This window comes from Enterobacter sp. DSM 30060 (assembly GCF_013375955.1).
In the GTDB taxonomy this organism is placed as follows: domain Bacteria; phylum Pseudomonadota; class Gammaproteobacteria; order Enterobacterales; family Enterobacteriaceae; genus Enterobacter; species Enterobacter intestinihominis.
Map to the genome: position 1 here is coordinate 4,162,841 of NZ_CP056118.1, position 20,246 is coordinate 4,183,086.

The following is a 20,246-nucleotide window of genomic DNA, read 5'->3' on the forward strand; positions in this document are numbered from 1 at the left end:
AATCGCTCCTTACGCTTTCTCGATGTTGACCAGAAACGCTTTATACTCCGGCGTTTGCGAGTTGGAATCGCCGACGTTTGGCGTCAGGGTATTGGCGATGTAACCTTTCTGCGCCACCCCTTCAAAGCCCCAGTGCAGCGGGATGCCGACGGTTTCTACCTGCTGGCCGTGTACGTTCAGACTTTGCAGACGACGGGTGACCACCGCTACCGCGCGAATAAAGCCGCGCTTGCTGCTCACCGTCACGCGATCGCCATTGGCAATGCCTTTCGCCTTCGCCAGCGTTTCGCTTATCTCCACAAACTGTTCCGGCTGCGCGATGGCGTTAAGCCGCGCATGTTTGGTCCAGGTATGGAAATGCTCGGTCAGGCGGTAGGTAGTTCCGACATACGGAAACTTGTCCTTTTTACCTAAACGCAGCACGTCATCTTCATAGATACGCACTACCGGGCTGGAAACTACGTTCGGGTGCAGCGGGTTAGTGCCGAGCGGCGTTTCCATCGGCTCGTAATGTTCCGGGAACGGCCCTTCCGCCAGCTTGTCGATGGCAAACAGACGCCCCAACCCTTCCGGCTGCATGATAAACGGCCCGGTGTTGCTGCCCGGCGCGGCGGTGTTGAAGTCCGGGATATCGTTCCCCGTCCACTTCGTGCCGTTCCACTCGATCAGCATGCGTTTCGGATCCCACGGCTTACCGTTCACGTCTGCGGAGGCACGGTTGTACAGTACGCGGCGGTTCAACGGCCACGCCCATGCCCAGCCCAGCGTGTTGCCCAGGCCTGACGGATCGGCGTTATCACGGTTGGCCATCTGGTTACCCTGCTCCGTCCAGCTGCCGGTGTAGATCCAGCAGGACGAGGCCGTGGTGCCGTCGTCACGCAACAGCGCGAAGCTATTGAGCAACTGGCCTTTCTTCGCCACCAGATTGCCGTTGGCATCGTACAGGTCGGCCAGCGCCACGCCGTTGTTCTCTTTTGCCACCTCTTCGGACTCAGGATGATCCGGCTGCTTGTAGTTCCAGCTCATCTTCAGCAGCGGCTCAGCGCCTTTGCCGCCTTCGGTGCGGTACATTTCGCGCAGGCGATGGTAAATGCCGGCCAGAATTTCGCCGTCATTACGCGCTTCACCCGGCGCATCCTGACCTTTCCAGTGCCACTGTAGCCAGCGGCCAGAATTGGCAATAGAACCGTCCTCTTCCGCAAAGCAGGTCGATGGCAGGCGGAACACCTCGGTCTGAATGGATGCCGGATCGACATCGTTAGACTCGCCGTGGTTCTGCCAGAACGTAGACGTTTCGGTGACCAGCGGATCGATAACCACCATGTACTTCAGCTTGCTCAGGCTGCGAACGACTTTGTTTTTATCCGGGAATGACGCCACCGGGTTAAAGCCCTGGCAGATATACCCGGTGACGTCGCCCTTATCCATCATGTTGAAATACTTGATGACATCGTAAGCCTGATCCCATTTCGGCAACCACTCAAAGCCCCAGTCATTCTCTTTCTGCGCCGCATCGCCGTAGAACGATTTCATCAGACTGACGGCAAACTTCGGATAGTTACTCCAGTAGTTCACCTGGTCCGGACGCGTCGCTTTTGGCGTGTTGGCGTCAAGCCAGCTTTGCCAGTCGGTCTGCTTCTCCGACGGCAGGGTCAGGTAACCCGGCAGGCTGGTCGACAGCAGGCCGAGATCGGTTAAGCCCTGAATGTTGGAGTGTCCGCGCAGGGCGTTCACACCACCACCGGCCATCCCCATGTTGCCGAGCAGCAGCTGGATCATCGCCATGGTACGGATGTTCTGCGCGCCCACGGTATGCTGCGTCCAGCCCAGCGCGTACAGGAAGGTGGTTGTTCTGTCGGCGGCACTGGTGGAGGCCAGCACTTCACATACTTTCAGGAAGTCTGCTTTCGGCGTACCGCAGATGTTTTCCACCACGTCTGGCGTATAACGGGAAACATGCTGTTTCAGCAAGTTCCACACGCAGCGCGGATCGGTCAGGGTCTCATCGCGTTTCGCGTAGCCGTTTTCGTCGAATTGATAGTTCCAGGACGATTTATCGTACTGACGTTTCTCTGCGTCATAGCCGCTGAACAGGCCATCTTCGAAGGCGAAATCTTCCCGCACCAGCAGGCCGGCATTGGTGTAATGCTTAACGTATTCCGCGTTAATCTTATTGTTTTCGATCAGGTACAACAGCACGCCGGAAAGGAACGTAATATCCGTACCGGAGCGTATCGGCGCATAAATATCAGCCACCGATGCCGTACGCGTAAAGCGTGGATCGACGACAATCAGCGTCGCATCGTTGTTGTTTTTCGCTTCCATCGCCCAGCGGAATCCCACCGGATGGGCTTCAGCGGCGTTACCGCCCATCACCACCACGACGTTTGCGTTTTTGATATCAACCCAGTGGTTGGTCATCGCACCGCGACCAAATGTTGGAGCAAGACTTGCTACCGTTGGTCCGTGTCAGACGCGCGCCTGGTTATCAACCGCCAGCATGCCGAGGGAGCGCACAAATTTTTGCGTCAGCATGCCGGTCTCATTACTTGCCGCAGATGCACACAGCATCCCGGTGGAGGTCCAGCGGTTTACCGTAACGCCCTGCTCGTTCTTTTCAATAAAGTTGGCGTCGCGATCCGCTTTCATCAGTTTTGCAATACGTGAGAAGGCCTCGTCCCAGGAGATGCGCTGCCATTTATCAGAGCCCGGCGCACGATATTCCGGATAGCGCAGACGGTTTTCACTATGGACGTAGTCCAGCAGCCCCGCCCCTTTCGGGCAAAGCGCCCCGCGGCTCACCGGATGGTCCGGGTCCCCTTCAATATGATAAATCGCTTCTTTGGCGTTCTTCGCGCCATCACCCAGGCTATACATTAATAGCCCACAACCCACGGAGCAGTATGTGCAGGTGTTACGGATCTCTTTCGCGCGCAGCAGTTTATAGTTGCGTGCCTGAGCCAGCGCCATTTTGGGAGCGAATCCCAGCATTGCGGCTGTTGTTCCGGCCATACCGCCCGCGCAGATTTTAAAAAATTGTCTGCGGCTGACGTCCATTGCTGTCCTCGTTATCTGATAAGACTTCGCGCCGCAAACTAACAGCAAAGCCCCTGTTTTTTTTGCGTCAAATCAAGGTCGCCGAACTTCGCCCCCTTAATAGTCACCGCCGGTATGATTTATTACTCCTTTCGGGTTAACCGCGAAACAGAAAATTCGCCTGGTGAATGGGTTAGATGCTATAAGTTTACACTTTGATTTTTATGAGACTGGCAGGGTAATGGACAGAAAAAGAGCAACGCTGATTGGTCTGGTGGCCATACTGCTGTGGAGCACCATGGTGGGTCTCATCCGCAGCGTCAGTGAGGGACTTGGCCCGGTGGGGGGCGCAGCGATGATCTACACCGTCAGCGGATTATTGTGTCTGGCGACGGTAGGTTTCCCTGATATTAAACGGTTTTCGAAAGGCTATCTCATTGCGGGCAGCGTCCTGTTTGTCAGCTATGAAATGTGCCTTGCCCTGTCGCTTGGCTTTGCCGCGACGCGCTCGCAGGCAATTGAGGTGGGCATGGTCAATTATCTCTGGCCAAGCCTGACGATTGTGTTCGCCATTTTTTTCAACGGACAAAAATCCACCCTGTGGGTGATCCCCGGCTTAGCGATCTCCCTGTTGGGCGTGGGCTGGGTCTTAGGCGGCGAAAACGGGCTGCACGTTCACGACATCATGCAAAACATCGTTTCCAGCCCGCTGAGCTACGGGCTGGCATTTGCCGGTGCCTTTATCTGGGCCGCCTACTGCACCGTCACCAGCAGGTATGCCAGAGGGCAAAATGGCATTACTCTTTTCGTCCTGCTGACCGCCCTGAGCCTGTGGGTCAAATATGCCGTCAGCGATCAGCCCGAAATGGTATTCAGCGTGCCGGTAGTCGTGAAGCTGTTGATGTGTGGTGTTGCCCTTGGCTTTGGCTACGCCGCCTGGAACATTGGGATCCTCCACGGTAACGTCACGGTGCTTGCGGCCGTCTCCTACTTCACCCCGGTACTCTCTGCCGCGCTGGCGGCTATTATGCTGAGCTCTCCGCTTTCATTCTCATTCTGGCAAGGTGCATTAATGGTTTGCGCAGGATCATTACTTTGCTGGTATGCCACCCGAAAATAGCATTTTAATTTTACCGGGCACGAATTATGCCCGGTAAAAATTAACATTATTTTAATATGTGATCACAGTAAAGAATATTATTTATAACATTCGTATGTATTTCTATTTCTGTATAGAGTACTCATAAAAAGTCAGATCCGTTGTGGAAATTGACATAAACTGACAACGCAGGTAATTAATTCAACCCCAATATTCCCGCACTATATAGCACATAGTGCAATAGTTTATTTCTGGATGTTTCTTTTAAAAAACAGTTGCAGGCTCCAAGATAAATCCACAAGCCACTGTTTTAAAAGTCAATAACGCGCCCCATTCCTTGACATTACCTGCCAAGCCCTTTTATCTCTCTCTAAAAACAAAAACGCATGGCAACTATTTCCAGCCTTATTATCGTGTTTTGTTAATAATCAATTTATGTATATAAATTAACCTTATTGAGCGATTTAAGGGAAATTTATCGGATCAGGATCACACTAATTGAAATTATCTTTAATATTTTGAAACTTATTATTGAAAGCAGTCTACGGAATTTTAAAAATAGTCTGCCATTGACGATAAGCCTCGTTTAAAAATCGCTCAGGTGGCTTAGGAAATACCTAAATAAAATTATAAGGGTTAGTTAAGATGAAACTTAAATTAGTTGCAGTGGCAGTGACTTCCATGTTGGCGGCTGGCGTTGTTAACGCGGCTGAAGTTTTTAACAAAGACGGTAACAAACTGGATCTGTACGGCAAAGTTACTGGTCTGCACTATTTTTCTGATGATGCTGGTAGCGACGGCGACAAAACGTACGTTCGTCTGGGCTTCAAAGGTGAAACTCAGATCAACGATCAACTGACCGGATACGGCCAGTGGGAATATGAGTTCAAGGGCAACCGCTCTGAAGCTCAGGGTTCCGACGGCAACAAAACCCGTCTGGCCTTCGCTGGTCTGAAATTCGATGAATTCGGTTCCTTCGACTACGGTCGTAACTACGGTGTTGCTTATGACATCGGCGCATGGACTGACGTTCTGCCAGAGTTCGGTGGCGATACCTGGACGCAGACTGACGGCTTCATGACCGGTCGTACCACTGGCGTTGCCACCTACCGTAACACCGACTTCTTTGGTCTGGTTGACGGCCTGAACGTGGCTGCCCAGTACCAGGGTAAAAACGACCGTACAGAGATCACCGAATCCAACGGTGACGGCTGGGGTCTGTCTTCTACCTATGAATTCGACGGCTTCGGTGTGGGTGCGACCTACGCGAAATCTGACCGTACTGACCGTCAGGTTCGTGCTGCAAGCAACCTGAACGCCGGTGGCGAAAACGCAGAAGTCTGGGCTGCTGGCCTGAAGTACGATGCGAACAACATCTACCTGGCAACCACCTACTCTGAAACCCGCAACATGACGGCGTTCGGTAGCGGTCACATTGCCAACAAAGCACAGAACTTCGAAGTTGTGGCTCAGTACCAGTTTGACTTCGGTCTGCGTCCATCCATCGCTTACCTGAAATCCAAAGGTAAAGACATCGGTTCTTATGGCGACCAGGACCTGGTTGAATACGTTGACGTTGGCGCGAGCTACTACTTCAACAAAAACATGTCCACCTACGTTGATTACAAAATCAACCTCGTGGATGACAGCCAGTTCACCAAAGATGCCAAAGTGGCTACCGACAACATCGTGGCTGTAGGTCTGACCTACCAGTTCTAAGATGTGTTAGTTCAAAAGGCCAGCCCTCGCGGCTGGCCTTTTTTTTACTGCTGCCCTCCGACCTTCGCCAGACTAAACCAGATCCCGATCGCCAGAATCATCAGCATGGCTCCCGCACTGCCCAGGGCCACGCTGTGCGAGGTGATGAACGCGGTTTTCGCCGCCGTCATCACCGGCTCGGCCAGTGACGGCGTCAGCTCCTGCGCGACCTTCATCGCTTCACCAATGGACGACGAGGCTTTATCGGTCAGCGACGCGCTCAGCCCCTGCGGCAGTACAATTGACGCCGAAAAGCTGCGGGTTAACAGCAGACCGAAAATGGCGATCCCGAGACCAGCGCCCAGCTCGTAGGACATGGTTTCGATCGCGCCTGCGGCGGCCGCTTTCTCTTTCGGCGCGGCAGCCATGATCGCTGACGTCGATGCCAGCAGTGCGCTGGCGGCACTGAAGCCCAGCAGCACCATCAGGCTCCACGCCTGCCACTGTTGGGTGCTGAAATCGAGCGTCGACAGGCCGATAAAACTGATCGCGCTTAGCCCCATGCCTCCGGTCGCGACAATGCGCAGCCCCAGACGCCCGACCAGCACACCCGCGATCGGCCCGCTAAATCCGCTCGCCACCATCACCGGCAGCATAAATATCCCTGCTTCAAACGGCGTAAAACCATGCACGAACTGCAACTCCTGCGCCATCAGCAGTTCAAAGCCCACCAGCGCAATCATGGCGGTCATCGCCATGACCACGCCGCTTAAAATAATGCGATGGCAAAACAGACGCATGTCGATCATTGGCACGCGCGCGCGCAGCTGGATACGGACGAAAATAAACAGCATCACCGCCCCGGTAAGCAGCGTAGAGGCCACCATCCACGGCGACAGCACCCCTTTCAGGGCGGTTTTGGCGCTGTAGACCAGCAGTAAAATGGCGACAATCAGCATAATGGCATGGCTGATATTGAGCGGCTGCTCGGGCCGCCCCTGCTGAGCAGGCACAAAGTGCGCAGCAAGCGAAACCACGATCAGCACGATCGGCACGTTAATCAGGAAGACCGAACCCCAGTAAAAGTGCTCCAGCAGCATGCCGCCAATCAGCGGGCCAAACGCCGCGCCGCCCGACCCAACGGCAGCCCAGACGCCAAGGGCGATGTTACGGTGCCGCACGTCAATAAACAGCGTGCGGATCCCTGCAAGCGTAGCCGGAATGATCATCGCCGCGCCAATCGCCAGCGACGCGCGGGCGGCAATCAGCCAGCCCGCGGACGGCGCAAAAGCCGCCGCTAACGATGACAGGCCAAACAGCACGCTGCCGATCATCAGCAGGCGCTTAAAACCTATGCGATCGCCCAGCGCCCCCATCGGCAGCACCATCCCCGCCATCACCAGCGAGTAAATATCAATAATCCACAGCAATTCGTTGCCGCTGGCACCCAGCGTCATGCTCAATGTTGGCGCCGCCACGTGCAGCACCGTCGCGTCAATCGCCACCGGGATATACACCAGCACGATAATCACTAACGCTAACCACTGACGAAACATAAATTTCCTTTTCATTTAAAAACTGGACACATGTCCAGATTGCGATCCTACGTAAAGTTGAACACTTGTCCAGCTCTTTGTTACACTCGTTTCGTTGCCATTGAGAGTGAGAAATTATGCGTTATCTGAGCAAGGACGAGCGGCGGGAAGAGATCCTACAGGCCGCAATGCGCGTGGCGCTGACCGAAGGATTCGCTGCGATGACCGTGCGCCGAATCGCTACCGAAGCGGGCGTCGCCACCGGGCAGGTGCATCACCACTTTGCGTCGGCGGGCGAGCTTAAATCGCTGGCGTTTGTCAGGCTGATCCGCAATTTGCTGGATGCTGAAATCGTTGGCGAAAACGCAGGCTGGCGCGAGCGCCTGCATGCCATGCTCGGCAGCGATGACGGCGGGTTTGAGCCCTACATTCGACTGTGGCGGGAGGCGCAAATTCTCGCCAGCCGGGATAGCGATATCAAAGGCGCCTACGTTTTGACCATGGAGATGTGGCACCAGGAAACGGTCGCAATTATCCGCGCCGGGGCGGAGGCCAACGCCTTTACGCTTGCTGATCAGCCGGAAAATATCGCCTGGCGTTTAATTGGTCTGGTATGTGGCCTGGATGGCATATACGTCTTAAATATGCCTGAAATGGACGACGCGGCATTTAATAAGCATCTGGATAAACTTATCTCCCTCGAATTGTTTTAATACTCCCATCGGAGTATTAATTTCCGCAAAGAGTTACAATTAGTAACACATAAAGCGAACCCTGATTCCCATTCCAAACTCAGGGATTCGCTTTTTTATCTATCCTTTCAGATGTATCCCATAACATCCTATAAATTTCATACGCCACTGACAGGTATCTTTCTGTTTTTCCTTCTTTTTTCTCTCCACTTCGGTAAGCAAGAGGGTGATATGTCACATCAAAGCGAGAAGAGTAATCAGCATCTGTTGAGTAACTGGAAACCGGAAAACGCGCAATTTTGGGAGAATAAAGGGAAACATATCGCACGAAGAAACCTGTGGATTTCCGTGGGGTGTTTGCTGCTCGCGTTTTGCGTCTGGATGTTGTTTAGCGCTATTGCGGTAAATCTTAATAAGGTCGGATTTAATTTCAGCACCGATCAGCTTTTTATGCTAACGGCATTACCTTCTCTCTCCGGCGCGATATTGCGTGTCCCCTACTCTTTTATGGTACCGATATTTGGCGGACGTTACTGGACCGTGTTAAGTACCGTTATCCTGGTCGTACCCTGTGTCTGGCTTGGGATCGCCATCCAGAATACCGCCACGCCCTATTGGATCTTCATCATCATCGCACTGCTGTGCGGTTTTGCCGGTGCCAACTTCGCTTCCAGTATGGGAAACATCAGCTTCTTCTTCCCGAAAGCCAGACAGGGCAGCGCACTGGGCATTAACGGCGGGCTGGGTAACTTGGGCGTGAGTGTGATGCAGCTGGTTGCGCCGCTGGTGATTTTCCTGCCGATGTTTACCTTCCTCGGCGTGCACGGCGTACCGCAGGAGGATGGCTCGACGATGTGGCTGGCGAACGCGGCGTGGATCTGGGCGCCGCTGCTGATTCTGGCCACCATTGCGGCGTTTTTTGGCATGAATGACATCGCCAGCTCGAAAGCGTCCATTGCCAGCCAGCTTCCGGTGCTTAAGCGCTTTCATCTCTGGCTGCTGAGCCTGCTTTATCTGGCAACCTTCGGCTCGTTTATCGGTTTCTCGGCAGGCTTTGCCATGCTGTCGAAAACCCAGTTTCCCGACGTTAATATCCTCCACCTCGCCTTCTTTGGCCCACTGATCGGCGCCCTGGCGCGTTCGGCTGGCGGGATGATTTCAGACAGGCTGGGCGGCGTAAGGGTGACGCTGATCAACTTCGTCTTTATGGCCATCTTTAGCGCCCTGATTTTCCTGACGCTCCCCGGGTCTGGTTCAGGCAGCTTTATCGCCTTCTATCTGGTCTTTATGGGCCTGTTTCTGACCGCAGGCCTGGGTAGCGGCTCGACCTTCCAGATGATCGCGATTATCTTTCGCCAAATCACCCTCGACCGCGTGAAAAAACAGGGCGGGAGCGATGAACAGGCACAGCATGAAGCGGTGACCGAAACGGCTGCGGCGCTGGGCTTTATCTCTGCCATCGGTGCGGTGGGCGGGTTCTTTATTCCCAAAGCCTTTGGCACCTCCCTGGCGATGACCGGTTCCCCGGTGGGTGCCATGAAAGTCTTCCTCGTGTTTTACATCGTCTGCGTGCTCGTCACTTGGCTGGTGTACGGCCGCAAATCCTCACAAAAATAATAACTACCTCTTCGCCGGAGCGTGATGCCTCACCCTCCGGCCATGTTATCGAAGCAGGAGAAATGTCATGAGCAAACTGTTGGACCGCTTCCGTTACTTCAAAACAAAAGGCGACAGTTTCGCCGATGGGCACGGCCAGGTGTACCACACCAACCGCGACTGGGAGGACAGCTACCGTCAGCGCTGGCAGTTCGACAAGATTGTGCGATCCACCCACGGCGTTAACTGCACCGGCTCCTGTAGCTGGAAGATTTATGTCAAAAATGGCCTGGTGACATGGGAAACCCAGCAGACCGACTACCCGCGTACCCGCCCTGACCTGCCTAACCACGAACCGCGCGGCTGCCCGCGTGGCGCAAGCTACTCCTGGTATCTCTACAGCGCCAACCGTCTCAAGTACCCGCTGGTACGCCGCAGGCTGATCGAGCTCTGGCGCGAGGCGCTGGCGCAGCATACCGATCCGGTGCTGGCCTGGGATGCCATTCAGAACGATCCACAGAAAGCGCAAAGCTACAGAAAGGCGCGCGGTAAAGGCGGGTTTATCCGCTCAAACTGGAAAGAGCTTAACCAGCTGATTGCTGCCGCCAACGTCTGGACCATCAAAAACTACGGCCCGGATCGGGTAGCCGGTTTTTCCCCCATCCCGGCCATGTCGATGGTCTCTTATGCCGCCGGTACGCGCTATCTCTCCCTGCTCGGCGGCACCTGCCTGAGCTTCTATGACTGGTACTGCGATCTGCCTCCGGCATCGCCGATGACCTGGGGCGAGCAGACCGACGTGCCGGAATCGGCGGACTGGTACAACTCCAGCTATATCATTGCCTGGGGCTCGAACGTGCCGCAGACGCGTACCCCGGACGCCCACTTCTTTACCGAAGTGCGTTACAAAGGCACCAAGACCGTCGCCATTACGCCGGACTTCTCGGAGGTGGCGAAGCTCAGCGACCAGTGGCTGGCCCCAAAACAGGGTACCGACAGCGCCCTCGCCATGGCGATGGGGCATGTGATCCTCAAAGAGTTCCACCTTGATAACCCGAGCGATTACTTCCTCAACTATTGCCGCCGCTACACCGACATGCCGATGCTGGTCCTGCTGGATGAACAGGCTGACGGTCGCGTGGTGCCGGGCCGCATGCTGCGCGCGTCGGATCTGGCCGACGGGCTGGGTGAAACCAATAATCCGGAGTGGAAAACCATCGCCTTTGACGTAGCCGGAAATCTGGTGGCGCCGAACGGCTCTATCGGTTTCCGCTGGGGCGAAAAAGGCAAATGGAACCTGGAGTCGCTGGCCGCGGGACAGGAGACCGAGCTGACGCTTTCCCTGCTCATCACCCACGACAGTGTGGCAGACGTGGCCTTCCCTTACTTCGGGGGCAACGAGAACCCGCATTTCCGCAGCGTGAAGCAGGAGCCGGTGCTGACTCGCCGCGTACCGAGTAAAACCCTGACGCTGGCCGACGGCAGCCAGAGACGCGTGGTCAGCGTGTACGATCTGGTGCTCGCAAACTACGGCCTCGATCGCGGTCTGGAAGACAGTAACGCGGCGGCAAACTACGCCGAGATCAAAGCCTACACCCCGGCCTGGGGCGAACAAATTACCGGCGTCCCCGCTTACCTGATAGAAAAAATCGCCCGTGAATTTGCCGACACGGCGCACAAGACCCATGGTCGTTCGATGATCATCCTCGGGGCCGGTGTGAACCACTGGTACCACATGGACATGAACTACCGGGGGATGATCAACATGCTGGTCTTCTGCGGCTGCGTCGGGCAGAGCGGCGGCGGCTGGTCGCACTATGTCGGCCAGGAGAAACTGCGTCCGCAAACCGGCTGGCTGCCGCTGGCCTTCGCGCTGGACTGGAACCGTCCGCCGCGCCAGATGAACAGCACCTCTTACTTCTACAACCACGCCAGCCAGTGGCGCTATGAGAAGCTCACCGCACAGGAGCTGCTTTCTCCTCTTGCAGACGCGTCGAAATTCACCGGTCACCTGATTGATTTCAACGTCCGCGCCGAGCGCATGGGCTGGCTCCCTTCCGCGCCGCAGCTCAACCTCAACCCGCTGCACGTTAAGGCCCGCGCCGACGCCGCCGGGATGTCGCCGCAGGATTACACCGTGCAGGCGTTAAAATCGGGCGATATTCGCTTTGCCTGCGAACAGCCGGACAACGGCAAGAACCACCCGCGCAACCTGTTTGTCTGGCGTTCTAACCTGCTTGGCTCGTCCGGAAAAGGCCATGAGTACATGCTCAAATACCTGCTTGGCACCGAGAGCGGGATTCAGGGCGAGGATTTAGGCTCAACGGATGATGTCAAACCTGAAGAGGTTGAATGGCAAACCGCCGCCATTGAGGGCAAGCTGGATCTGCTGGTGACGCTCGATTTCCGTATGTCCAGCACCTGCCTGTTCTCCGATATCGTCCTGCCGACCGCCACCTGGTATGAAAAAGACGATATGAATACCTCGGACATGCATCCGTTTATTCACCCGCTCTCTGCCGCCGTTGACCCCGCGTGGGAGTCCCGCAGCGACTGGGAGATCTACAAAGGCATCGCCAAAGTCTTCTCTGAAGTGTGCGTCGGGCATCTCGGCACCGAAACTGACGTGGTGCTACAGCCGCTACAGCATGACTCCCCGGGGGAACTGTCGCAGCCTTTTGATATTCTGGACTGGCGCAAAGGCGAGTGCGATCTCATCCCCGGTAAAACCGCGCCAAACATTGCGGTCGTCGAGCGCAACTATCCGGAAACCTACGAGCGCTTCACTTCTCTCGGTCCGCTGCTGGACAAACTCGGCAACGGCGGAAAAGGCATATCGTGGAACACGCAAAACGAAGTCGATTTCCTCGGCAAGCTCAATTACGTCAAGCTCGACGGACCGGCCAAAGGCCGACCACGCATTGAAACCGCCATTGATGCTTCAGAGGTGATCCTCGCTCTTGCGCCGGAAACCAACGGTCAGGTCGCGGTCAAAGCCTGGGAGGCCCTCGGCGAACTGACCGGGCGCGATCACACCCATCTGGCGCTGAACAAAGAAGACGAGAAAATTCGCTTCCGCGATATTCAGGCGCAGCCGCGCAAAATTATCTCCAGCCCAACGTGGTCCGGCCTTGAGAGCGAGCATGTCTCGTATAACGCAGGCTATACCAACGTTCACGAGCTGATCCCGTGGCGCACGATTTCCGGCCGCCAGCAGCTGTATCAGGATCACACCTGGATGCGCGCCTTCGGTGAAAGTCTGGTGGCCTATCGTCCACCGATTGATACCCGCAGCGTCACCCATATGCGCGAGATCCCGCCGAACGGCTTCCCGGAAAAAGCGCTTAACTTCCTGACGCCGCACCAGAAATGGGGCATTCACTCCACCTACAGCGAAAACCTGCTGATGCAGACCCTGTCACGCGGGGGGCCAATCGTCTGGATCAGCGAAACCGACGCGCGCGAGCTGGGGATTGAGGACAACGACTGGATCGAAGCCTTCAACGCCAACGGCGCCCTCACCGCCCGCGCGGTGGTTAGCCAGCGCGTGCCGCCGGGCATGACCATGATGTACCACGCTCAGGAGCGCATTCTGAACATTCCGGGGTCAGAAGTGACCGGACGGCGCGGCGGGATCCACAACTCGGTCACCCGCGTCTGTCCGAAACCGACCCACATGATTGGCGGCTACGCGCAGCTGGCGTACAGCTTTAACTATTACGGCACCGTCGGCTCGAATCGCGACGAGTTCATTATGATCCGCAAAATGAAAAACATTAACTGGCTGGACGGCGAAGGTCGGGATCAGGTTCAGGAGGCGAAAAAATGAAAATACGCTCACAGGTTGGCATGGTACTGAATCTCGATAAATGCATTGGCTGCCACACCTGCTCGGTCACCTGTAAGAACGTCTGGACCGGGCGCGAAGGGATGGAGTATGCGTGGTTTAATAACGTCGAAACCAAACCGGGTATCGGCTATCCGAAAAACTGGGAAGATCAGGATGAGTGGCAAGGCGGATGGATCCGCAGTATTCACGGCAAGCTGACCCCGCGCCTCGGCGGAAAAATGGGCGTCCTGTCGAAAATTTTCGCCAACCCCGTGTTGCCGCAGATTGACGATTACTATGAACCTTTCACCTTCGATTACCAGGATCTGCACCGCGCCCCGGAGGGGGATCACCTCCCTACCGCCCGCCCCCGCTCGCTGATTGACGGTAAGCGGATGGATAAGATCGTCTGGGGACCAAACTGGGAGGAGCTGCTGGGCGGCGAGTTCGAAAAACGCGCCCGCGACCGAAACTTTCAGAAGATCCAGAAAGAGATGTACGGCCAGTTCGAAAACACCTTCATGATGTACCTGCCGCGCCTGTGCGAGCATTGCCTCAACCCGAGTTGCGTTGCCACCTGCCCGAGCGGTGCGATTTACAAACGCGAAGAGGACGGCATTGTGCTGATCGACCAGGACAAATGCCGCGGCTGGCGACTGTGCATCAGCGGCTGTCCGTACAAGAAAATCTACTTCAACTGGAAAAGCGGCAAGTCAGAGAAGTGCATCTTCTGCTATCCGCGCATCGAGTCCGGCCAGCCGACCGTCTGCTCAGAAACCTGCGTTGGACGCATCCGCTACCTTGGCGTGCTGTTGTATGACGCGGACCGTATTGAAGAGGCGGCCAGCACCGAGCATGAAACCGATCTGTATGAGCGCCAGTGCGACGTGTTCCTTAACCCGAACGATCCGGCGGTGATTGAAGAAGCCCTGAAGCAGGGCATCCCGCAGAACGTCATCGACGCAGCGCAGCGTTCCCCGGTTTACAAAATGGCGATGGACTGGAAGCTCGCCCTGCCGCTGCATCCGGAATACCGCACCCTGCCGATGGTCTGGTATGTGCCGCCGCTGTCACCGATTCAGTCCTACGCGGACGCGGGTGGTCTGCCGCAGAGCGACGGTGTACTGCCTGCGGTCGAAAGCCTGCGCATCCCGGTGCAATACCTGGCAAATATGCTCAGCGCGGGCGATACCGGCCCGGTGCTGCGCGCTCTGAAGCGCATGATGGCGATGCGCCACTACAAACGCTCCCAGACCGTGGAAGGCGTGACCGATACCCGCGCCATTGAGGAAGTGGGCCTGACCGAAGCGCAGGTTGAGGAGATGTACCGATATCTGGCCATCGCTAACTACGAAGACCGCTTCGTGATCCCGACCAGCCACCGCGAAATGGCGCGCGACGCCTTCCCGGAGAAAAACGGCTGCGGCTTCACCTTCGGTGACGGCTGTCACGGCTCCGACACCAAATTCAACCTTTTCAACAGCAGCCGCATCGACGCGATCAACATTACCGAGGTGCGCGATCACGGGGAGGGAGAATAATGCAGATCCTTAAAATCATCGCGCTACTGATTGAGTATCCCGATGAGCTGCTTTGGGATAACCGTGAAGAAGCGCTTTCCCTGGTGGAACAGGATGCGCCCATGCTACTGCCGTTTGCGCAGCAGCACCTGAGCGCCCCGCTGCTGGATAAGCAGGCCGAATGGTGTGAAGTTTTCGAGCGGGGGCGCGCGACTTCACTACTGCTGTTCGAGCACGTTCACGCCGAGTCCCGCGATCGCGGTCAGGCGATGGTCGACCTGATGAGCCAGTATGAGAAAGCCGGGCTGGAGCTGGATTGCCGCGAGCTGCCGGACTATCTGCCGCTCTATCTGGAATATCTCAGTATCGTCAGCGACGACGAGGCGCGTGAAGGGCTGCAAAACGTCGCGCCTATACTGGCGCTGATTGGAGGCCGCCTGAAACAGCGCGAGGTAGCGCATTACCAGCTGTTTGACGCCCTGCTGTCGCTGGCGGAAACACGGCTTTCCAGCGACAGCGTGGCGAAACAGGTATCCGGTGAAAAACGGGATGATACCCGTCAGGCGCTGGACGCCGTGTGGGAAGAGGAACAGGTCAAGTTTATCGAAGACAACGCCACATCGTGCGACAGTTCGCCGATGCAGCAATATCAACGACGCTTTAGCCAGGACGTCGCGCCGCAGTACGTGGACGTCAGCGCCGGAGGCCCAAAATGACTCATTACCTGAACGTGTTTTTCTATGACATTTATCCGTACATCTGCGCCACCGTCTTCTTCCTCGGCAGTTGGTTGCGCTACGACTATGGGCAGTACACCTGGCGGGCGTCATCAAGCCAGATGCTCAGCAAGCGCGGGATGAACTGGGCTTCGAACCTGTTTCATATTGGGATTCTGGGGATCTTCTTCGGGCACCTGTTCGGCATGTTAACCCCGCACTGGATGTACGCCTGGTTTTTACCCGTCGCGGTTAAACAGCAGTTAGCCATGATTGCGGGAGGTATTTGCGGGGTGCTGACGCTGATCGGTGGGTCGATGCTTTTGATCCGACGCCTGTTCAACCAGCGGGTGCGCGCCACGTCCACCACGCCGGATATTATCATCATGAGTATCCTGCTGCTTCAGTGCATCCTTGGGCTGTCGACCATTCCTTTCTCCGCTCAGTACCCTGACGGAAGCGAGATGATGAAGCTGGTCGGCTGGGCGCAGGGTATCGTCACGTTTAAGGGCGGCTCGTCGGAAATGCTGAGCGGCGTCGCGCCGATCTTCCGCGTGCATCTGGTGCTGGGGATGACGATCTTCCTCATCTTCCCGTTCACCCGCCTGGTGCACGTGTGGAGCGCGCCGTTTGAGTACTTCACGCGTCGGTATCAGGTGGTAAGATCGCGCCGTTGATTTGTCGGGTGGCGGCTACGCCTTACCCGACCTACGTATACTCCCGTAGGCCCGGAAAGGCGTAGCCGCCACCGGGCTATTTCCCCGCCTGCGGATGCGTATCAAACCCCGCCATCACGGCCGTCAGCTCTGCCAGCGTAAAGCCGTGCTTCGGGTCATCAACGCCCAGGCCAAACCGCTCCTGCATCAGCTTATATAGCGCCTCCGCATCCGGCAAATGGATCTGCTCCTCCACATGACCGTTCTGCCAGTGGGTAAAATTAAAGTTGGTCAGCGTCAGCTTGCCCCCGTCCGGCAGGTGGCGACACATCAGCAGGTGATGACGAAAATGGGACTGAGGCCAGTGCGCCGACCAGAAGTTACCCATCACGTAATCGTTGAAGTACTGCGTCCCCAGGTCAAATTGGTACATTGACTGCCAGTGCTCGTGATGGCGGAATTGCAGTACCCAGTCGTTACCCTCGCTCAGCAAACGATAGCACCCGTGCGGGGTTTCCTGCTCCTCGTTGGCGATCAAACGAATCGGCGCCGTCAGCGTTTGTCCGCCAAATCCTACATCAGCGATCCAGCGCTCGCCGTTCAGCTCAACCAGCAGCAACCGGTGCGTGCGCGGCGGCATCTGCGACGGATTCGCCAGCACAACCCGCCCCAGCACGCTGCGTACCGTAAACCCAACTTCGCGCAACACCCGTTCAAACAGGCCATTTTGCTCGAAGCAATATCCCCCCCGACGCGCGGTGACCAGTTTATCCACCAGACACCCGTCGTCCAAATGGATTTCCCGCGGCAAAACGACGTCAATATTTTCAAAAGGGATCGCGCAGTTATGGTGTAAATGGAGCCCCCGCAGGGTATCGATATTAACCTGTACGGGCTGCTGCCAGCCCGTGCGGGCAAAATAAGCACTCAGAAATGGGGACATGATTTGCTCCATGATGTGATATCCCCTGTTTATAAACTATTTTCCCTAATGCATATGCGCAAAAGTGCTTTTTCGGCATACTCATCGTGTACATGAGGAGATCCTATGAGCCACTTTCGTCCTGTTGAATTACGTCATGCCAGCCGTCTTCTGAATCACGGTCCAACCGTGCTCATCACCAGCCGGGATGAGACCATCGATCGTCGCAACGTCATGGCCGCCGCATGGTCTATGCCGGTGGAATTTGAACCCCCGCGTATCGCGATCGTGGTAGACAAAAGCGCGTGGTCACGGGAGTTGATCGAACGCAGCGGGAAATTCGGCATTGTGATCCCCGGCGTGGCGGCAGCCAACTGGACCTGGGCGGTCGGCAGCGTCAGCGGGCGCGACGAGGATAAATTTAACTGCTACGGGATCCCGGTTATTCATGGCCCTGAGCTTGGTCTGCCGGTTATAGAAGAGAAATGTCTGGCGTGGATGGAGTGTCGGTTATTACCTGTCACTTCTGCGGCCGAGAAATATGACACCCTGTTTGGCGAAGTGGTTTCCGCCGCGGCAGATGAACGCGCATTTGTCTCCGGACGCTGGCAGTTTGACGGGGATAAGCTGAATACGCTGCATCATCTGGGGGCCGGGACGTTTGTGACGAGTGGGAAGATGGTGAAGGCGCTGGATTAACGCATCTCAAAAAAGAAAAGCCCTCTTCCTGAGGAAGAGGGCTTTTTATTACTTAACACGCTTCGCAATAATCTCATCCGCCACATTCCGCGGAGCTTCCGCAAAATGATGGAACTCCATCGTATACGTCGCGCGCCCCTGGGACATCGAGCGCAGCGTGGTGGCGTAGCCAAACATTTCAGCCAGCGGGACGTCAGCGCGAATAATCTGGCTGCCGTACTGCTCTGCCATCCCCTGCACCATGCCGCGGCGGGAGGAGAGATCGCCCATAATGTTCCCGGCATACTCTTCCGGCGTTTCCACCTCAACGTGCATCACCGGCTCAAGAATAACCGGATCCGCCCGCCGCGCGCCCTCTTTGAAGCCGAGGATCGCCGCCATGCGGAAGGCCATCTCCGAGGAGTCAACGTCATGGTAGGAACCAAACGTCAGGGTCGCTTTCACATCGACAACCGGATAGCCCGCCAGCACCCCCGTATTCATGGCTTCTCTCAAGCCTTTTTCCACCGACGGGATGTACTCCCGTGGAACTACCCCGCCTTTGGTGGCATCTTCAAACACAAAACCACTTCCGGCTGCTAACGGCTCCAGACTCAGGACCACATGACCGTACTGCCCTTTCCCGCCGGACTGTCGGACAAATTTACCTTCAATATCCTTCACCGCTTTACGCAGGGTTTCACGGTAGGTGACCTGCGGACGACCAATGTTTGCCTCAACGCCAAACTCACGCTTCATGCGGTCAACGATGATTTCGAGATGCAGTTCGCCCATCCCGGAGATAATGGTCTGACCGGACTCTTCGTCCGTGTGCAGACGGAAAGACGGATCCTCCGCCGCCAGGCGCTGTAGGGCGATCCCCATTTTCTCCTGATCGGCCTTGGTTTTCGGCTCAATCGCCAGCGAAATAACCGGGTCCGGGAACTCCATCCGTTCAAGGGTGATCACCGCATTCGGGTCGGTCAGCGTGTCACCGGTGGTGACGTCTTTCAGCCCGACACAGGCTGCGATATCCCCTGTGCGCAGCTCGTCCACCTCATGGCGGTCGTTGGCATGCATCAGCACGATGCGCCCGATTCGCTCTTTTTTGCCCTTCACCGGGTTATAAACCGCGTCGCCTTTGCGCAGTATGCCGGAATAGACGCGAATAAAGGTCAACTGTCCGACGTACGGATCGCTCATCAGCTTGAAGGCCAGCGCAGAGAATGGTTCATCATCGCTTGGGTGGCGCTCGGCGTGCTGTCCGTCTTCGTCTACCCCATCAATAGCGGGCACGTCCAGTGGAGACGGCATCAATTCAATCACCGCGTCGAGCATGCGCTGCACACCCTTGTTCTTGAAAGCGCTGCCGCACAGCATGGGCTGTATTTCACCGGAGATAGTCCGGATCCGCAGCCCTTTGATGATTTCCGCCTCATCCAGTTCGCCCGTCTCAAGGTACTTATCCATAAGCTCATCGCTGGCTTCTGCCGCAGACGAGACCATTTTTTCTCGCCACGTCTGCGCGGTGCTCAGCAGATCGTCGGGCACCGGCGCGTAGGTGAACGCCATGCCCTGGGTCGCATCATCCCAAAGAATGGTGCGCATCTTGATGAGATCAACCACGCCGGTGAAGTGTTCCTCTGCGCCCACTGGGATCACAATCGGGACCGGATTAGCTTTCAGCCGCTCCTGCATCATCCGCACCACGCGGAAGAAATCCGCACCCGGGCGGTCCATTTTGTTGACGAATGCCAGACGCGGGACGTGATATTTATTCGCCTGACGCCAGACGGTTTCCGACTGCGGCTGCACGCCGCCGACGGAGTCATAAACCATCACCGCGCCGTCGAGCACACGCATGGAACGTTCCACCTCAATGGTGAAATCCACATGCCCGGGGGTGTCGATAATATTGATGCGGTGCGGTTCAAAGCCTCTGTCCATGCCGGGCCAAAAACAGCTCACCGCCGCCGACGTAATGGTGATCCCGCGCTCCTGCTCCTGCGCCATCCAGTCGGTGGTTGCCGCGCCATCGTGTACTTCACCCAGCTTGTGGCTCATCCCGGTGTAAAACAGGATGCGCTCAGTGGTGGTTGTTTTGCCCGCATCGATATGCGCGGAGATACCGATGTTGCGATAACGTTCGAGTGGAATGGGTCGGGGCATGATATTTCCTTACGTCTTCATGACGGGTTTGTGACGACCAGGATAGTCGCGTGTTTGTTCGTTTGTTATAATAGTCCTATTGTACGAGTATTATCGAACT

The 20,246-nt window shown here is 56.2% G+C and carries 13 protein-coding genes; 9 read left to right on the forward strand and 4 right to left on the reverse strand.

Annotated elements, in window-relative coordinates; translation table 11 throughout:
* Positions 1–9: 9 nt before the first annotated feature.
* On the reverse strand, positions 10–3,057 hold the full coding sequence (gene fdnG, locus HWQ15_RS19890) for a formate dehydrogenase-N subunit alpha (protein ID WP_139153384.1): 3,048 nt from the start codon (positions 3,055–3,057) through the stop codon (positions 10–12).
* Positions 3,058–3,277: 220 nt separating this feature from the next.
* Here fdnG and yddG point away from each other — a divergent pair, with 220 nt between their 5' ends.
* Both yddG and ompC read left to right on the forward strand, forming a co-directional pair.
* Positions 3,278–4,156 carry an aromatic amino acid DMT transporter YddG gene (yddG, locus tag HWQ15_RS19895; RefSeq protein WP_063148923.1) on the forward strand — a complete coding sequence of 293 codons (879 nt, stop codon included), beginning with the start codon at positions 3,278–3,280 and terminating at the stop codon, positions 4,154–4,156.
* Between the two features lie 624 nt (positions 4,157–4,780).
* Positions 4,781–5,854 carry a porin OmpC gene (ompC, locus tag HWQ15_RS19900; RefSeq protein ID WP_063148924.1) on the forward strand — a complete coding sequence of 358 codons (1,074 nt, stop codon included), beginning with the start codon at positions 4,781–4,783 and terminating at the stop codon, positions 5,852–5,854.
* 44 nt (positions 5,855–5,898) lie between these two features.
* Here ompC and HWQ15_RS19905 read toward each other — a convergent pair whose 3' ends face one another.
* Positions 5,899–7,389, reverse strand: a complete 1,491-nt coding sequence (locus HWQ15_RS19905) for an MFS transporter (protein WP_063148925.1) — start codon at positions 7,387–7,389, stop codon at positions 5,899–5,901.
* 116 nt (positions 7,390–7,505) lie between these two features.
* Here HWQ15_RS19905 and HWQ15_RS19910 point away from each other — a divergent pair, with 116 nt between their 5' ends.
* The 6 genes from HWQ15_RS19910 to narI all read left to right on the forward strand — a co-directional run bounded on the left by HWQ15_RS19910 (position 7,506) and on the right by narI (position 16,398).
* The gene (locus tag HWQ15_RS19910) at positions 7,506–8,081 is read left to right on the forward strand and encodes a TetR family transcriptional regulator (RefSeq protein WP_038416103.1); all 576 of its coding nucleotides are present in this window, start codon (positions 7,506–7,508) and stop codon (positions 8,079–8,081) included.
* A gap of 210 nt (positions 8,082–8,291) precedes the next feature.
* Positions 8,292–9,677 carry a NarK family nitrate/nitrite MFS transporter gene (locus HWQ15_RS19915; protein WP_023300179.1) on the forward strand — a complete coding sequence of 462 codons (1,386 nt, stop codon included), beginning with the start codon at positions 8,292–8,294 and terminating at the stop codon, positions 9,675–9,677.
* Between the two features lie 67 nt (positions 9,678–9,744).
* Positions 9,745–13,485 carry a nitrate reductase subunit alpha gene (locus HWQ15_RS19920; protein WP_023306262.1) on the forward strand — a complete coding sequence of 1,247 codons (3,741 nt, stop codon included), beginning with the start codon at positions 9,745–9,747 and terminating at the stop codon, positions 13,483–13,485.
* Entirely contained in the window at positions 13,482–15,026 is a 1,545-nt protein-coding gene (gene narH, locus HWQ15_RS19925; protein WP_022648212.1) for a nitrate reductase subunit beta, read from the forward strand. The genes HWQ15_RS19920 and narH overlap by 4 nt, the downstream gene beginning before the upstream one ends.
* On the forward strand, positions 15,026–15,721 hold the full coding sequence (gene narW, locus HWQ15_RS19930) for a nitrate reductase molybdenum cofactor assembly chaperone (RefSeq protein ID WP_022648213.1): 696 nt from the start codon (positions 15,026–15,028) through the stop codon (positions 15,719–15,721). The genes narH and narW overlap by 1 nt, the downstream gene beginning before the upstream one ends.
* Positions 15,718–16,398, forward strand: coding sequence for a respiratory nitrate reductase subunit gamma (gene narI, locus HWQ15_RS19935; protein ID WP_022648214.1), 681 nt, complete (start codon positions 15,718–15,720; stop codon positions 16,396–16,398). Before narW ends, narI begins: the two co-directional genes overlap by 4 nt.
* 76 nt (positions 16,399–16,474) lie before the next feature.
* On the opposite strand, the gene nhoA is transcribed toward narI, so the two are convergent.
* Complete coding sequence (gene nhoA / locus HWQ15_RS19940; protein WP_046621439.1) at positions 16,475–17,320, reverse strand: N-hydroxyarylamine O-acetyltransferase; 846 nt, start codon at positions 17,318–17,320, stop codon at positions 16,475–16,477.
* Between the two features lie 105 nt (positions 17,321–17,425).
* On the opposite strand from nhoA, the gene HWQ15_RS19945 reads away from it, so the two are divergent.
* Positions 17,426–17,998, forward strand: a complete 573-nt coding sequence (locus HWQ15_RS19945) for a flavin reductase family protein (protein ID WP_045622528.1) — start codon at positions 17,426–17,428, stop codon at positions 17,996–17,998.
* A gap of 48 nt (positions 17,999–18,046) precedes the next feature.
* Here the strand turns inward: HWQ15_RS19945 and fusA are convergent, their stop codons facing one another.
* Complete coding sequence (gene fusA / locus HWQ15_RS19950; RefSeq protein WP_023330144.1) at positions 18,047–20,146, reverse strand: elongation factor G; 2,100 nt, start codon at positions 20,144–20,146, stop codon at positions 18,047–18,049.
* Between the last annotated feature and the right edge of the window lie 100 nt (positions 20,147–20,246).

Excerpts from the sequence above, each read along its gene's own strand:
- yddG (WP_063148923.1), top strand. The coding sequence starts at position 3,278 with ATGGACAGAAAAAGAGCAACGCTGATTGGTCTGGTGGCCATACTGCTG.
- fusA (WP_023330144.1), bottom strand. The coding sequence starts at position 20,146 with ATGCCCCGACCCATTCCACTCGAACGTTATCGCAACATCGGTATCTCC.
- narH (WP_022648212.1), top strand. The coding sequence starts at position 13,482 with ATGAAAATACGCTCACAGGTTGGCATGGTACTGAATCTCGATAAATGC.
- ompC (WP_063148924.1), top strand. The coding sequence starts at position 4,781 with ATGAAACTTAAATTAGTTGCAGTGGCAGTGACTTCCATGTTGGCGGCT.
- HWQ15_RS19905 (WP_063148925.1), bottom strand. The coding sequence starts at position 7,389 with ATGTTTCGTCAGTGGTTAGCGTTAGTGATTATCGTGCTGGTGTATATC.
- HWQ15_RS19920 (WP_023306262.1), top strand. The coding sequence starts at position 9,745 with ATGAGCAAACTGTTGGACCGCTTCCGTTACTTCAAAACAAAAGGCGAC.
- narW (WP_022648213.1), top strand. The coding sequence starts at position 15,026 with ATGCAGATCCTTAAAATCATCGCGCTACTGATTGAGTATCCCGATGAG.
- HWQ15_RS19910 (WP_038416103.1), top strand. The coding sequence starts at position 7,506 with ATGCGTTATCTGAGCAAGGACGAGCGGCGGGAAGAGATCCTACAGGCC.
- nhoA (WP_046621439.1), bottom strand. The coding sequence starts at position 17,320 with ATGTCCCCATTTCTGAGTGCTTATTTTGCCCGCACGGGCTGGCAGCAG.
- narI (WP_022648214.1), top strand. The coding sequence starts at position 15,718 with ATGACTCATTACCTGAACGTGTTTTTCTATGACATTTATCCGTACATC.
- HWQ15_RS19915 (WP_023300179.1), top strand. The coding sequence starts at position 8,292 with ATGTCACATCAAAGCGAGAAGAGTAATCAGCATCTGTTGAGTAACTGG.
- HWQ15_RS19945 (WP_045622528.1), top strand. The coding sequence starts at position 17,426 with ATGAGCCACTTTCGTCCTGTTGAATTACGTCATGCCAGCCGTCTTCTG.